The sequence below is a fragment of the Fibrobacter sp. UWB15 genome (assembly GCF_900177705.1).
GTDB lineage: Bacteria > Fibrobacterota > Fibrobacteria > Fibrobacterales > Fibrobacteraceae > Fibrobacter.
Genome location: NZ_FXBA01000005.1, coordinates 38,577 through 53,086 on the forward strand (window position 1 = coordinate 38,577; position 14,510 = coordinate 53,086).

13 protein-coding genes are annotated in these 14,510 nt (G+C 49.4%); 9 read left to right on the forward strand and 4 right to left on the reverse strand.

All coding sequences use genetic code 11. The annotated features are described in order from the left end of the window. Position 1: 1 nt before the first annotated feature. On the reverse strand, positions 2–1,876 hold the full coding sequence (locus B9Y58_RS08770) for a FecR family protein (protein WP_073055742.1): 1,875 nt from the start codon (positions 1,874–1,876) through the stop codon (positions 2–4). A gap of 147 nt (positions 1,877–2,023) precedes the next feature. Here B9Y58_RS08770 and B9Y58_RS08775 point away from each other — a divergent pair, with 147 nt between their 5' ends. From B9Y58_RS08775 to B9Y58_RS08785, 3 genes are read left to right on the forward strand one after another with little or no spacing between them, the layout of a single operon-like run. Beyond that, positions 2,024–2,308 (forward strand): hypothetical protein, encoded by a 285-nt coding sequence (locus tag B9Y58_RS08775; protein ID WP_072797039.1) that lies wholly within the window; start codon positions 2,024–2,026, stop codon positions 2,306–2,308. Beyond that, the gene (gene ybeY, locus B9Y58_RS08780) at positions 2,308–2,790 is read left to right on the forward strand and encodes an rRNA maturation RNase YbeY (RefSeq protein ID WP_083532269.1); all 483 of its coding nucleotides are present in this window, start codon (positions 2,308–2,310) and stop codon (positions 2,788–2,790) included. Before B9Y58_RS08775 ends, ybeY begins: the two co-directional genes overlap by 1 nt. After that, complete coding sequence (locus B9Y58_RS08785; protein ID WP_073055740.1) at positions 2,790–4,139, forward strand: hemolysin family protein; 1,350 nt, start codon at positions 2,790–2,792, stop codon at positions 4,137–4,139. Before ybeY ends, B9Y58_RS08785 begins: the two co-directional genes overlap by 1 nt. 178 nt (positions 4,140–4,317) lie before the next feature. On the opposite strand, the gene B9Y58_RS08790 is transcribed toward B9Y58_RS08785, so the two are convergent. Both B9Y58_RS08790 and B9Y58_RS08795 read right to left on the reverse strand, forming a co-directional pair. Beyond that, the gene (locus B9Y58_RS08790; protein ID WP_073055738.1) at positions 4,318–6,162 is read right to left on the reverse strand and encodes a DNA topoisomerase IV subunit B; all 1,845 of its coding nucleotides are present in this window, start codon (positions 6,160–6,162) and stop codon (positions 4,318–4,320) included. A 179-nt stretch (positions 6,163–6,341) separates the two neighbouring features. Continuing rightward, positions 6,342–7,100 (reverse strand): hypothetical protein, encoded by a 759-nt coding sequence (locus B9Y58_RS08795; RefSeq protein WP_073055736.1) that lies wholly within the window; start codon positions 7,098–7,100, stop codon positions 6,342–6,344. A gap of 174 nt (positions 7,101–7,274) precedes the next feature. Here B9Y58_RS08795 and B9Y58_RS08800 point away from each other — a divergent pair, with 174 nt between their 5' ends. From B9Y58_RS08800 to B9Y58_RS08825, 6 genes are all read left to right on the forward strand, one after another. Beyond that, positions 7,275–8,108, forward strand: coding sequence for a TIGR02147 family protein (locus tag B9Y58_RS08800; protein ID WP_073055821.1), 834 nt, complete (start codon positions 7,275–7,277; stop codon positions 8,106–8,108). A 1-nt stretch (position 8,109) separates the two neighbouring features. Next, complete coding sequence (locus B9Y58_RS08805; protein ID WP_233247888.1) at positions 8,110–9,960, forward strand: hypothetical protein; 1,851 nt, start codon at positions 8,110–8,112, stop codon at positions 9,958–9,960. 81 nt (positions 9,961–10,041) lie between these two features. Then, entirely contained in the window at positions 10,042–10,893 is an 852-nt protein-coding gene (gene asd / locus B9Y58_RS08810; RefSeq protein ID WP_073055732.1) for an archaetidylserine decarboxylase, read from the forward strand. A 17-nt stretch (positions 10,894–10,910) separates the two neighbouring features. Next, entirely contained in the window at positions 10,911–11,792 is an 882-nt protein-coding gene (locus B9Y58_RS08815) for a hypothetical protein (RefSeq protein ID WP_073055730.1), read from the forward strand. Between the two features lie 64 nt (positions 11,793–11,856). Beyond that, positions 11,857–12,696 carry a hypothetical protein gene (locus B9Y58_RS08820; protein ID WP_073055728.1) on the forward strand — a complete coding sequence of 280 codons (840 nt, stop codon included), beginning with the start codon at positions 11,857–11,859 and terminating at the stop codon, positions 12,694–12,696. A 97-nt stretch (positions 12,697–12,793) separates the two neighbouring features. Continuing rightward, the gene (locus B9Y58_RS08825; RefSeq protein WP_073055726.1) at positions 12,794–13,123 is read left to right on the forward strand and encodes a GerW family sporulation protein; all 330 of its coding nucleotides are present in this window, start codon (positions 12,794–12,796) and stop codon (positions 13,121–13,123) included. A 103-nt stretch (positions 13,124–13,226) separates the two neighbouring features. Here B9Y58_RS08825 and serC read toward each other — a convergent pair whose 3' ends face one another. Beyond that, a complete protein-coding gene (serC, locus tag B9Y58_RS08830) occupies positions 13,227–14,333 on the reverse strand; it encodes a 3-phosphoserine/phosphohydroxythreonine transaminase (protein WP_073055724.1) in 1,107 nt (368 codons plus the stop codon). Between the last annotated feature and the right edge of the window lie 177 nt (positions 14,334–14,510).

Here is a 14,510-nt window from a genome sequence, read left to right on the forward strand (position 1 = left end):
CCTAGAATGTCTTTGTCGCAGTAAGAATTTCACCACTTTTCAGAGTGACGGTAATCTTGACTGTGGTTGGTTTGCCGCGCGAAATTTCTATTTGTTGATCAATTTGGTTTGACTGCAAGTCAGTTCCACGAAGCTGAATATTATTGCCTGGTATGGAGATGTCAATCTGCTTGATGTACGATGGATCGTTTTGTGGAAGGTTCTTGACCGAAAATGAAAGCGGTCTGTAAATCTTGGTGTTAATGCCCTGGGGTGGGGGTGGTGTACGCGAAGGTTCTGATTCTCCGGCTCCGTTAATGACAATTTTGGCTGTTTTGAGGGGCGGGTAGCATTCAAGTTCTTTGCGAATCTCGTCTTTGTTGCCGGCTAAGTCTTCTACTGTAAATTTGTACTGGTGAACGCCCTGTGTCAGTGTCTCGCTGAACTTGCTGTCGCCTTCAAGGTAAGATTCCTTTTTGTCTATGTTGTCTACAGATAAGGTGTAAATGGCTTTGTCACCCTTGATTTGGCTAATCGCAAGCTGTGCCTTGCACTTGTTTGTAGAAAGGGATATTTTGGGCGGCAGCTGGTTTACGGTTTTACAACTCTTTGTAACTTTAAGTGGTATTTCTTTTTTCTGATTGCCGTTGATAGACGATGAATAGTTCACATAAATGTTTTTTTCGTTCCAGTTCCCGTTTTTCTCCGATACGGGAATTGAATGCGAAAACCGCCCTTTAGCGCTCAGGGGAATAAGGTTTGGCGAGGTGTACTTACCTAGGGTTACGGTGAGGCTTGCGTTCTGGTCGGTGGTGTCAAAAGTTCCCTCGATGGAAGCCATTGCTGGGTCGCAGACTTCTAATGGAATTCCTGATGTGATGGTCAGGGGCGATTTTGATGTGGATGAGTTGGGATCCTGCGCATAGTAGGTTGTGATGAGCCCGCATTGGTATGTCGTTTTGGTGTTCCTGTCGAATGAACAGGTGAGGGGTATTTTCTTTTGACCAAATTCCGAGGCTTCCCAATTGACATTAAGGCTTATTTCGGATCCGTTGGAGCGAATGGGCGTATCGTAAATGCGGATGTGCGTTCCTTGGGTGCAGGTAGCCTTGATGGTCTGACTAGAAGAATATACAGTGTCGGGGAGAGCGGCAATGGAACATTTGACTCTGTTTTTCAGTTCGTTTACACGTTTGGTAAGTTGCTTGTCTTTTTCGTGAATGGCCTTTCGAAGAGAATCAATGGTTAGAGTGGTGTCGTTCAAGATTGTTTCAAGGGCGTTAAAGAGGATTGAATTTCCCGACGTATTCAGTTCAAGAATAAGGAGCCCTTTTTGACAATAAACAATGGTCTGACCGCCCACGATAGAGGTCGCATTTTGATTTTCGTCGGGAGTGAAGTCAAGATTTCCAGTCGCAAGAGAGGCTATGGAACAACCATTCGATACGCCGACAAAGCCGTCTGTACCTCGGATTGCAGCTGTGGAGGAACCTGTTTTGAATTTGAATTTGCTCTTGTTGTTCGCTTGTTTTTGTACATCGAACTTCATGCTGCCTTTTTTCACGAGCGTTTCAAAATTATTTTCTCCATTTTCAAAAGAGAGCTTTGTAATGGCGACAAGAGTGTTTTCTTGAATGCTGAAAGATCCACCGTCCGGAAGTGCGACAATGACTTCGGATTCCAAAAGGGTTTGGATGTTGTCTCCTTCCTTGACGTTTTTGGCCTTTTTTAGGCCCGGCATCGGTTCTGTGGACTTGATGACCTGCTTTTCGTCATTGCGGTACAGGAATGCATCACCGACGGCATAATGGATTTTTGCGGTTTTAGTAGCAAAAGAAACCCCAACTAGGATGGAAAGTAGGGGGGCTATAAGCCTAAAAAAACGTGAAAAGGACATAAAGCCTCGCTTTAGTGTAACATCCCATCGCAAATATATGTATTTTTTTTAGGCCCGATACAGAATTGTATATTCGGGGTAACAAGACTGTGACTTTTTTCAAAGTTTTTTGGAAGAAGGTCAAAACCTATAACTACAGGACTAAATATGGAAGTTGAAGAACTGACCGTTGCCTATAGCGATGAAGATACCGGTGAAGAAGTCATCAAGGAAATCGGCAAGGAAATCCTTTCGAAGGGTGCGTGGCCGACCGTGATGTTCTTTTATCAGGAACGTGACCCGAAGTCCGGTGAATTTACCGAACCCAAGGTGTCGTTGCGCCGCTACCGCAAGATGGCGGGCAATTTCAAACCCCAGGGCAAGTTCAAGATTACGGGCAAGGCCCAGGCCGAAGCTATCATAGACGTCCTCAAGAAGTGGTATAACATTTAATGCCAGACCCTGCTAGTCGAAAGAAAAAGTATAATATCGAGTTCCTTTGCGAGGGGAACATCGAGGCTTTTCCATACAAGGACAAGTTCGAAAAGATGGCTCGCAAGCTCCTTGCCGAAGAAGGCAAGGAAAAAGACGTGAACATCGTGCTCTGCACCGACGAGTTCGTGCGCACCATGAACCGCGACTATCGCGGGCTCGACAAGGTAACAGACGTTCTCTCGTTTGAATGGAAGAACGAACTCGGTGTCGAAATCCCTGAAGACGAGGCCATGCTCGGTGAAATCTACATCGCCCGCGAGCAGGTGCGCCGCCAGGCTCCCGAATACGGCAACACGTTCTATGCCGAAATGAAGCGCGTGATTGTACACGGGCTTTTGCACCTTTCGGGCTACGACCACATCAAGGCCGCCGACCGCAAGGTAATGCGCAAGCGCGAATGCGAATTCTTGGGACTTGACCCGTACAAGGAAGGTGCCTAATGGAATCTTCTGAAAGTTATGCCGTCGCGTTCCTTGTCGTATTTGTCCTGACTTCGTTCTCGTTTTCGCTGATCAAGGCTGCTTTTAGTGCCATTTACGCCAAGCGCGATGCCCGCGACCGCGAAGGTCGCGAAGAGGTGGTAGCCTCGTTGGTGGAACTGCCGGGCTTTAACGAGACGATTTCAATCGGCCGCATCTTCTGTAACGTGGGTGCGGGCGTTTTGGGCTTTTACCTGTTCCAGATGATCCCCTGGAACTGGGTGCAGGACTACTGGTTCCTGGCTTTTGCCGCCTATTTGGTGGTCGCTTGCATCGGCATTTACACCATTACGGTATTCTTGGCGAATCTGCTCGGCAACTTGAAACCGGACACCTTTGCTGTCGTGCTGATTCCGCTGTTCAAGTTCATTCGTCTGCCGTTTGCACTGCCGGCAAAGATTTGCCACTTGCTGTTCGTGAAGATTCTGAAGGGCCTGGGCTACGATTCCAAACTCAGCTTCTTGCCCGAAGAACGCCGCGATGCTGTGCAGGCGCAGGCCGACCTCTCGGACGAGGCGGACCCCGATGCCGAAGGCCTGGAACCGGAAGAACGCCAGATGATTCTGAACATTTTCGACTTCGTGGAAACTCCGGTGCGCGAAATCATGACGCCGCGCGTGGACATGTGTGCGATCGAAGTCGGCACTCCGCTCGAAGAATTGGTGAAGGTCTTGAATACGGAACGTCATTCTAGACTCCCGGTGTATAAGGATACGGTCGACAATATCGTCGGTATTCTTTCGAACCGCGACTTCTTGGAATGGTACACCGAACACCGCGACGAACCGTTTGACATCATGAAACTCGTGATGCCGCCGGTTTTTGTGCCGTATCACAAGAAGATTGACGACATGCTCACCGAACTGCGCAAGACGGGTAACCAGCTCGCCATCGTGGTCGATGAATATGGCGGAACCGCGGGCCTTGTCACGCTCGAAGACATTCTCGAAGAAATCGTGGGCGAAATCAAGGACGAAGACGACGTGGACGAAGATGAAGATGTGCAGCGCCTCAAGGACGGGCGATTCATCCTCGATCCGGTCATTACGCTTTCCGATTTGGAATACAAGCTTGGCGTTGAACTCGAAGCTCCCGAAAATTCCCACGTGGAAACGCTTTCGGGCCTGATTCAGGCAACGCTCGGCATTATTCCGTCACCGGGTGCAGAAGTCACTATCAAGGGTTACACCTTCCGCGTGCTCAAGATGGACGGCACCCGTATGGAAAAGGTGCTCATGATCCAGCCTGGCAAGGGCAAGACCAAGAATGTCAAGGCCGTGCCGCGTACGCAGGCTTTCAAGGTGGTTTAGTACTGAGTCATGGGCTCGGGGCAAAGCCCCTTAGAGAAAAAAGCAGCATTTTAATGCTGCTTTTTTTTGCTTAAGTAGAGATCCTTCGACTTCGCCTAACGGTCTTCTCCACAAAGTGGATAACAGCCACTAAGGGACTCCGTCCCAAGTGTTGTATAGCTCAGGATGACAAGTCGGATTACAGTTCTTCGACTGCTTCGGCGCGGAGGTTCTGCACGATGTGATCCTGACGCTGGGGAGTGTTGTTCCCCATGTAGTAGGCGAGCATCTTGCCGAACGAGGCATCGGGCGGAAGCACCACCGTTTCGAGGCGCATGTCTTCGCCGATGAACTGGCCGAATTCTTCCGGAGAAATTTCGCCGAGACCTTTGAATCGGGTAATCTCGAGGCCGGTCTTGCCGATTTCCTTGGCGGCCTTGTCGCGTTCCACTTCGTCGTAGCAGTACTTGGTCACTTGCTTGTTGCGCACGCGGAAAAGCGGTGTCTGCAGAATGAACAGGTGCTTCTGTTCCACGAGTTCGGGGAAGAACTGCAAGAAGAAGGTCATCAGCAAAAGACGAATGTGCATACCGTCCACATCGGCATCGGTCGCGATAATCACCTTGTCGTAGCGGAGGTTTTCAAGACCGTTTTCGATATCGAGTGCGTGCTGCAACAGGTTGAATTCCTCGTTTTCGTACACCACTTTCTTGGTCATGCCGAAGCTGTTCAGCGGCTTACCGCGCAAGCTGAACACGGCCTGCGTCTGCACATTGCGGGCCTTGGTAATAGAACCCGATGCAGAGTCACCTTCGGTAATGAAGATCATGGTTTCGCGGTTTAGCGCGTTCTTCGTGTCGGTCAGGTGAATTTTGCAGTCGCGCAGTTTGCGGTTGTGCAAGTTTGCCTTCTTGGCGCGGTCGTTCGCAAGCTTCTTGATACCTGCGATTTCCTTGCGTTCGCGTTCGTTCTGCGTAATGCGGTTTAAAAGCGCCTTTTCGGTTTCAGGATTCTTATGGAGGTAGTTGTCGAGCTGCGAGGCGACGTAGTCTACAATCCAGGTACGCAGCTGGGCGCCACCCGGAGCGACCGTCGTCGAGCCGAGCTTGGTCTTGGTCTGCGATTCGAAAACCGGTTCCTGAATGCGCACGGAAATGGCGCCGATAATGCAGTTGCGCACGTCGGCCGGGTCCAGGTCCTTCTTGAAGTGGTCGCGGGCGCCTTTCACAATGCCTTCGCGGAAGGCCTGCTGGTGTGTACCGCCCTGCGTAGTGTGCTGGCCGTTCACGAAGCTGTAGTAGTGCTCGCCGTACTGGTTGCCGTGGGTAAAGGCGACTTCGATATCGCTTGCCTTGAAGTGGGCCACCGGGTAGCGGATCGAGTCGTCCACATGGTTCTGCAACAGGTCCAAGAGTCCGTTTGGGCTGTTGTAGGTCTTACCGTTCATCACGAGCGAAAGGCCGTTGTTCAGGTAGGCGTAGTTCCAGACCTTTTCTTCCATGTAGCCCGGCAAGAAGCGGAAATTCTTGAAAATGCTGGCATCCGGTTCAAAGTAGATTTCGGTACCGTTTTTTTCGGTCGTATTCTTTTCGCGTTCTTCGCGGACGAGCTTGCCCTTGCTGAATTCGGCTTCTTTGACGCGGCCGTCGCGGAAACTCCTGACGATAAACTTGGTCGAAAGCGCGTTCACCGCCTTGGTACCCACACCGTTCAAACCTACCGACTTCTGGAAGGCTTCGGAGTCGTACTTGCCGCCGGTGTTAATCTTCGATACGCAGTCGATGACCTTGCCCAGCGGAATGCCGCGGCCGTAGTCGCGCACGCGGGCGCTGTGGTCTTCGATGTCAATGATAATCTGCTTGCCGGCACCCATCACGAATTCGTCGATGGAGTTGTCGATAATTTCTTTCACCAGCACGTAAATGCCGTCGTCGGGGCTGTTGCCGTCGCCGAGTTTGCCGATGTACATACCCGGACGTTCGCGGATATGTTCGTTCCATTCCAGTGTTCTAATGCTGTCTTCGGTATACTTTGCTGCTGCCATAGTAATTAGAAACTCTCGTTAAAATTTTTGTCGGTACAAAGATAAACATTTTTTTTGACAGCTAGGTGTCAAATTTTTTTTGACTGCCGAGTGTTAAAATTATTCCTGACACAATATAGCAAAAAATATGGCTAGTGTGCAAGTGTGCAGTAAAAACAGCCTGAACCTAATAAATCTTTTTAGAAATTCAGCAAAAAGGCCAATGCTGCACCAATATCAAGGGAACTGTCATCTTCGTTAACCACTTTGCCAATTGAACCTGAGACATCGATAGAAATGGTTTCGTTAAAGTCGTATTTCACACCGATTTTTGAGGAAAGATATAGATATCCGCCTCCATGAGAGAATTGGTATCCGTGATCGGAGAACGCTCCGAGATCCAGTGTCCCGTTCGTTCTTATGTATGGGGCAAAGTTTTCCGTAATGGTAAAATCAAGTTCCAACGCAGCGAATGTGGTTAGAGGAATGTCGTCATAATCTCCTTTTGTGCGGGTACTGACTGCAAGTTGGGACCCGAAGTTGAACAATTGGTTCACTTTCCTTGAAAATTGCAAACCGAAATTGAAATACCATGGATCTTCGTAGTAGCCTTCATTGGGAAAATAAATATCCGCAAACACGTTCATGGTGGGAATAAATTGGTAACGTGTAAAAAGACTGATTGAACCAGTTCCGTCCGTCCCTATTTTGTTTCCGCCATAGTACGAAAATACATGGTACGGAACGATGAGCGCAAGTTCAAGGTTCGGAAATACCGTGTAACGGGAACCGAAATAGAGATTAAGGCTGTGGTATTGCTTATCCTCGATAGAGGTGGTCCTGTAAGAAGAGCTGACCATAGTCTGTCCCTTATGATTTTCAAGAACAGGGAACAAATCCCACGCGGCAAAGGATGAAACCGCTGCAAGAGCACTTGCAAGAATAATTTTTTTGAGCATTTAATTTATCTCCTAACTGATATTAATTTGTGTAATAGGTTTACGGTGCCCCAAAGATACAAAAAAGTTGTGCGAAAAAAAATTTTTTTTTGATTTGTATCATAAAAATGTTGACAGATGATACAAAAAAATGGTATATTAAGGATGCAAAGAAAAAGGTTAGGAGTTTTTTTTGTGAAACCAGTAACGGAATATCGCGATTATCGCAGCTGTATGCAGGACTTTTACGATGAACGTAAGAGGACTTGCTCGTTTACATGGCGTGAATTTGCCCGCTTGGCGGGCTTCACTTCACCGACATACTTGAAATTGGTGTGCGAAGGAAAAAGCAGTCTCAGTGAATTGGGAATTGAAAGGGTTGCCTCGGCCATGAATCTGGGTGGCTTTGAATATGCATATTTTCGCAGCCTTGTGCATTATAACCAAGCGAAGGACGACGAAACGAAAAAGAATGCTTTCGCAAGCATGAAGGATATCGCGAAAGCGAACAAGATTCGAGTGGTTGATGGAGACGCCTTCACGTATTTTGAATCTTGGAAAAATCCAGTTTTGCGTGAATTGGTGGCCATGATGCCAGGTGCCACACCTAAAGCTGTTGCCGAAATGTGCTGGCAGCCGATTACGGCTGATGAAGTTCGCAAATCTTTGAACTTTATGGTGAGTGTCGGAATTTTGCAGCGCAAGTCCAAGAATGTCTATGTGCAGACAGAAAAAGCTTTGGTCGGAAATTCCGATGTGATGCCTTTGGTGCTACGTTCTATGCATCGTGAAATGGCTGGCTTTGCACAGAAGGCTATTGATGAGTTTGATGTCAATGATCGCGATGTTTCGGGCATAACGATGGGAATAGATCGCGATACTTATGAACAAATTGTGCGGGAACTGGAATCCTGTCGCAGAAAGATTGTAGCGATAGCTAACACTTGTAAGGAACCAAATCAAGTTTATCGTTTGAACTTGCAGATGTTTCCATTGTCAAAAAATACACACAAAAAAAATGAGGGTTAATATGAATAAATTTACAAAAGCAAGAGCTCTATGCTGGGGGCTTCTGAGTAGTCTTGCGTTAGTCGCTTGTTCAAATGAATCGGCAACTTCGGTGAGTGATGGCACCACGGAAGAAAGAAACGGTTTTTGGAACGAGTCTTATAATCTTACGGCCTGGAATGTCATGGATGGGTCTGAAATTAAACTGGAAAATAATAAGAAGGCTTTGGTAGGCCGTGTATCGCTTAAAAAGGCGAGTGCAAAAGGCCTTGCCCGTGCCGGTATCGTCTATGATGTTTCCAATCCGGACGGTTCTCCCGCCGACCTTTCTCAGGACGGTGACGGCATATGCATTGCGTACAAGTCTGATTTTGATGTGGAAATCCGCCTCGATACGGCGGACTACGCAAGTTCTTCTGTAGACAAGGATGTGCCTTTTGTGAGCTTGAATATGAAGGATTCCGGAAACGAAAGCCGTTGCGCATCTTGGGAAGATTTCAAGATGAAAAAAACGACTAAAACGGATGGATCTGACGTTGTCAAGAAGGTGCGTTCTGTGCAGCTGGTCTTTGTAGGCGAATCGGGCGCGTCGGGCGAATTCACCATTCAGCGGTTGACGCGTTACGCCCGCTGGGAAATGTGGTGGAGCAAGAAAGATGGTGACCACGTAAACACGGGCTTTGACGAAGGCGACGAGGGAACATCTGGCAAATGGAGTCTTTTTGGAGATTCTACCAAAGCCTACATTGAATTCAGTTACGGTGAATTCGAACCTACGGATGGTGGCTATGAAGGAAACGTCTTTTTCGATGAATCCAGTTCGAATCCGGATGTGGGCCTTCAGTTCCTTGTTGCGGGAAAATCTACAAAAAATGGTAAGGAAGTTATTCATTCGGCAGATGTGTCGGAAAAATGGAAGGGTATATGTATCGAGTATGAATCCATGATGGATATCGAAATGCAGCTTGTTCCTGAGAATGCAAACGAAAATAACATTCTCAAGCTGACTTTTGCCAAGAATGACGATGAAAACGACATGACTCTCAGCGCTGATGACGATTCGAAGAGAGTCTCTCATATGGAAACCAGATGTTATCAATTCGCGGATATGTCAAATTCTGATGATGTCCTGAAGAAGTTGACGACCGTCCGCCTGAAATTTGTAAAGGAAAATAATTCTGGTACGGAATTTACCATTAAACGAATTAGCTATCTGGTACCGGAAAATCTTGCGGTAAAGGATGTCGGTGAATACAAGGATGTAAAGGCGACGGAGTCGTCCGATTACAAGTCCGGAAAGAGTTTCCTGTGGGATGGCTCTACTGATGGAGACCAAGTGGATCTTGGTATTTCCGGTGCAACGGCTGGCGGCGTTTGGACGAATACTTTTGAGTTAGAAGATGTCTTCAATTACAACTTCCCCGACGATGTGAAGTATGACGCTGACGGGAACGCTATTCCGTCCTTGGTGAGCAAATATCATGAATTTACGATGTATGTGAAAACGGACGAAGGGACTATTGATTTGGACAGCATCGCTTCCATTGGATTCAATACGGTCAGTACGAACATGGAACCGGCCGACATCAGTGCATGGGGTGGCTTCTGCATACATTACAGCACTTACAACTATATCAGAATTGTTATCGTCATCGACTATGACGCCAACAAGTACTGGTATGCCGATGTCGATTATTCCGACGACAAGGTGTGGGGCAAGGTCTCTTGGGATGCGTTCAAGAATATCGATGAGGAATCTAACGAAAAGATCGAAGATGTCCTTGGAAAAGTGGCTAGGGTTCAGCTCCAGTTCCTCACGGATGGCGAAAATATCATCGACAAGTTCGGATCTTACGACCAGTGCGGTAAGTAAAAAGTTTGGTGGTTAGAAAAAAGAATGGCCGCGAGAAATCGCGGCTATTCTTGTATGATTTAAATTTCTATCTTTGCCCGTATGAATACCGCCTTTTACGTCTTTATGAAGCTTTTGCCGAAGAATGCCGCTAGCCGCGCCTTCGGTGCGTTGACCCGCCTCAAGTTGCCTGTGATTTCCAAGAAGGCACGCAACGCTTTTGCCGCTTATTACAAGCTGAATATGGAAGAGTCGGAATATCCGCTTGAACATTATGCGAACATCGGCGAACTTTTTATCCGCAGACTCAAGCCGGGAATGCGCCCGATTGCTGATTCTGAAATCGTCTCGCCGGTAGACGGAGTGCTTTCGCAGACGGCCGTTTTCGACGGCAAGCAGGAACTGATTCAGGCGAAGGGCAAGACGTACACGCTCAAGGATTTGCTCCGCGACGAAGAAATGGCGAAGCGTTTTGAAGGGGGAGCCTTCGCGACGATTTACTTGGCTCCGTTCAATTACCATCGCATTCATAGTCCGGCAAAGGCCGAAGTGGTGGATGCAAGCTACTGCCCCGGCACGCTCTGGCCGGTGAACGTGGGTAGCGTGGAACGCGTAGAAGGCTTGTTCTGCATTAACGAACGCCTTACGAGCCACTTGCGCTTGGACGATGGTTCTGAAATGTTGGTGGTGAAGGTCGGTGCCACGAACGTGGGCCGCATTGGTGTTGCCTACACGGACGAACTTTTGGTGAATGCGGGCAAACTCCCGCGCAACTGCAAGCGTTACGACTGGAAACCCGCCCAGAAAATCACTGTGGAAAAGGGCGGCGAACTGGGTCGCTTTGAAATGGGCAGTACCGTGATTCTCGTGGTCGACAAGAAAATCCGCGAAAGGAATCCGGGACTTTTCCAAAGCCGCGTAGGAACTGCCGTGAAGGTGGGCGAGGCCCTCTAACATTTTAGGTTTTGCCGATGGTTTCGGTCAAGCGATTTATCCATGATGAACCCGCACTCTTTAAAGTGACGGCGGAATTCGTGCGGTTGTTTGCCCGAGTCGATGACCCGGTGCTTGCGGTCGCAAGGCAAGAAAAGGGCGCAAACGAACGCATCGCGTGGACACTTTTAGGCACGGCGCTTTTTCAAGATGTAAGCTACCCGGAATTTAAGACGCTTTTGCAGGTGCTGAACGAAAAATTCCCCGGTGAAAAACTCTGGACGTTGCCGGTGCCGAAGGCGCAAGATATTGAAGCTTGCGTAGAATCTGCATTCGGTTGCCGCACCTGGTCCATGTTCGAAAATGTGGCGGGAATTTTCTGGAGTGTCGGGCTTTTTGTTCGCCGTCATGAAAATTTGGCGGAATGGCTCAAGTCGCGCACGCCCGAAGAACTTTGGCGAGACCTCGGCGAAATTTACTTTATGGGCAAGGGAAACCCTCGCCCGAAAGTTTGCGCGGCAATCTATCGCTTGCTCGCGCCCGCGCCAGTGGGGCTTTCGCTGGACTGCGCCGAAGGGACTGCGTGCGCTCCTGTGAAATGGCCGCCCCTGCCGCTTACGATGGGCGCTCGCCGTTACCTCTCGATTCTTGGGCCTGCAAGCGACGGCTTTGCGGACTTGGAGCCCGCGCAAAAGCAGAAACTTGCAACCGACATGTATGTGGCGCTGGTGCAGCATTTGATGGAACAGTCCGAAAATGCCGAGGTGAAAAAGTCGAAGGTCGACGCCTTGACCGCCTACGTGGCCGCACACAGTTTGCAGTTTTATTTAGAAGACGGAACCGACGGCTTTATTTGCCGTACAGTGACTGACCATTGCCGCAAATGCCCGCTGCGAGAATATTGCAGCTACGCGGAGTAGAACTTAGACGATTCATCTAAGCCCTGCCAACTAAGTTTTGCCGACTATTAACTATATTTCGCCTATGCGTTTTTCTTCTCGATTCTTTAAGATGGCTCTAGTCGCAAGCGTGGCTGCATTTGTGGCGGGCTGCCAAAAGAAAGTGGAAAAACCGATTGATTATTCCTCGATTACTTACAAGCGTTTGAGCCCGGCTTCGTTCAAGGCTGATTCTTCGAAGAATGCCGAAATTCCTTCGCTGGAACGCCGCTACGAATACCGCTACGCTATTATGCTCGGCGATACGCTCGGTGTGACGGTGCTTGAATTCAAAAGCGATGTGTACGCGCTGGATTATTACATGAACAGCGGACACTTCCAAGGCAGCATCCCGATTCTGAGGGGCAATTTCTTGGAACAGAGTTTCCGCGCCGACAAGCGCATCTTTATCTTTAGGCATGACAGTTACCGCCGTTATGAGCGCGCCGACCTCGAAGATTACGTGCGCAAGTTCCCGGGCTACCATGGCGGATTCCCACAGGCATTCTTGAGCTTGCCTTTTGAACACCGCGAACAGGGGCGCGCCTCGATCGAAACCCGATTCTTCTTGGGCGTCAAGGCGAGCTTCCCGGTGCTGGTGCAAAGCTACCGCGACGGTAACTTGCGCTGGAATGTGGCCCGCAGCTGGGACCAGGTAGAATCGGATGCGTTTGAAAAGTGGGTGTCGGGCCTTAAGCAGGTGACTCCGAACGAAATTGTTCCCGCAAATGACTGCGTTTACTTTGAAGCGGGCGAGGGTTCTTATGGAATCGCGAGCCGCTTGTCTGGCGGGCGGGTGGCCGTTGTCTGGGGCTATATGTCTTGGCCGGACTTGGAACTCACGTTCTTTACCGCCAGCGACCGCATTTTCGAGGCGCGATACTAGCGCCTTCGGCGCAGTAGGCAGGTAAAAAAACTGTTTACTAACCACTAACCACTTCTTACTTCCAACTTCCTACTTCCTACTTTATTATATTAAAGTCATGGCTATTGAAAAACTTGCAGAAACTCTTTTGGAAAAGCTCCGTTTCATCACTAAGGCTGAAACGGTTATCGGTAATCCCATTCAGGCCGGTGAATCTACCGTTGTGCCCGTGAGCCGCGTGTCGGTGGGCTTCGGTTTTGGCGGTCACCAGTCCAAGGGGGACACTTCTGCCTCTGGCGGTGGCGCCTCGGTGGAACCGGTCGCCTTCCTCGTGATCAAGGGCGACGACGTGCGCGTGATGCCCATTAGCAAAGACAGTTCGCTTGTCAGTAAGGTCATGGACATCGTGCCCGACGTGGTGAACAAGTTCAAGAAGAGCGAAGACTAATTTTTGAAATGTCATGCCCGGTTTGACCGGGCATCTCTTTTTTATAAACGAAAAAGCCTCGGTTTTCACCGAGGCTTTTTGAATGGTTTCGAGAGAACTCGGATTAGCCGAGAACCTTCTTTTCAAAGTCGCCGAGGCAGTCAACGAGAGCCTGCACGCCTTCGACCGGCATAGCGTTGTAAATGGAAGCACGGAAGCCTCCCACAGAGCGGTGACCCTTGAGCTGCTGCAGACCGCGAGCCTTTGCGAATTCGAGGAATTCCTTAGCGAGATCGTCAGCCTTGTCAGCGGCAACCACATCCTTGTTGAACACGAACGGAACGTTCATGATGGAACGGTCTTCCTTGGCAGCGGTACCGACGAACACCTTGGAAGCGTCGAGGGCGCTGTAAAGGAGAGCGGCCTTGGAACGGTTCACCTTTTCGATAGCTTCGACACCACCGAATTCCTTGAGCCACTTGAGGGTGCGGTTCATCACGTACACGGCGAATACCGGAGGTGTGTTGAACATGTTGGCAGCGTCAATGTGAGTCTGGAAGTTGAGCATCGTCGGGATGGTGCGGTTCACCTTGCCGAGGAGGCCCTTCTTGATGATGGTAACAGTCACGCCTGCGCAGCTGATGTTCTTCTGGGCGCCGCCGTACACAACGCCGAAGTCGGACACGTTGATCTTGCGGGCGAGGAAGTCGGAGCTCACGTCAGCCATGAGGAAGCCAGACTTCGGCTTCGGGAAATTGTGCCATTCGGTACCGTAGATGGTGTTGTTGGCAGTCACGTGGAGGTAAGTCGCGTTGTCGGAAAGCTTCAGGTTCTTGTCGATGCGGCTGTAAGTTTCAGACTTGGTGTCGCAAGCGGCGAGAGCGTTACCGAACTGCTTAGCTTCCTTGTAAGCCTTGTTTGCCCAGACACCGGTCAGAGCGTAGTCGGCCGTAGCGTCCTGGTTGAGGAAGTTCATCGGGAGCATGCAGAACAAAAGGGAGCAGCCACCACCGAGGAAAACGATGTCATAGTCTTCAGGGATGCCCATCAATTCACGGAGGTACTGTTCCGTCTGGGCGAACATGTTTTCAATCGGCTTTGAACGGTGACTCATGGAGAGAATGCTGATGCCGCTGTTTTCGAAGTCGATGCATGCAGCAGATGCTTCCTTGAGTGCCTGTTCGGGCAGGACAGACGGTCCTGCGCTAAAGTTATAGACTTTATTTGCCATGGTTGTGTTCCTTTTTGTTTTGCCCTTTTAGGGGCTTTATAATTACGCGCGTAAAAATAGCAAAATACGCCCTGTTCGGCTATATCCGTACCAATAAAAAATTTTGATGTGTGTGCATAAAAAAGCCCCGTTTGGACGGGGCTTGACTTAATGGATTGAGATCCTTCGACGGAGTTT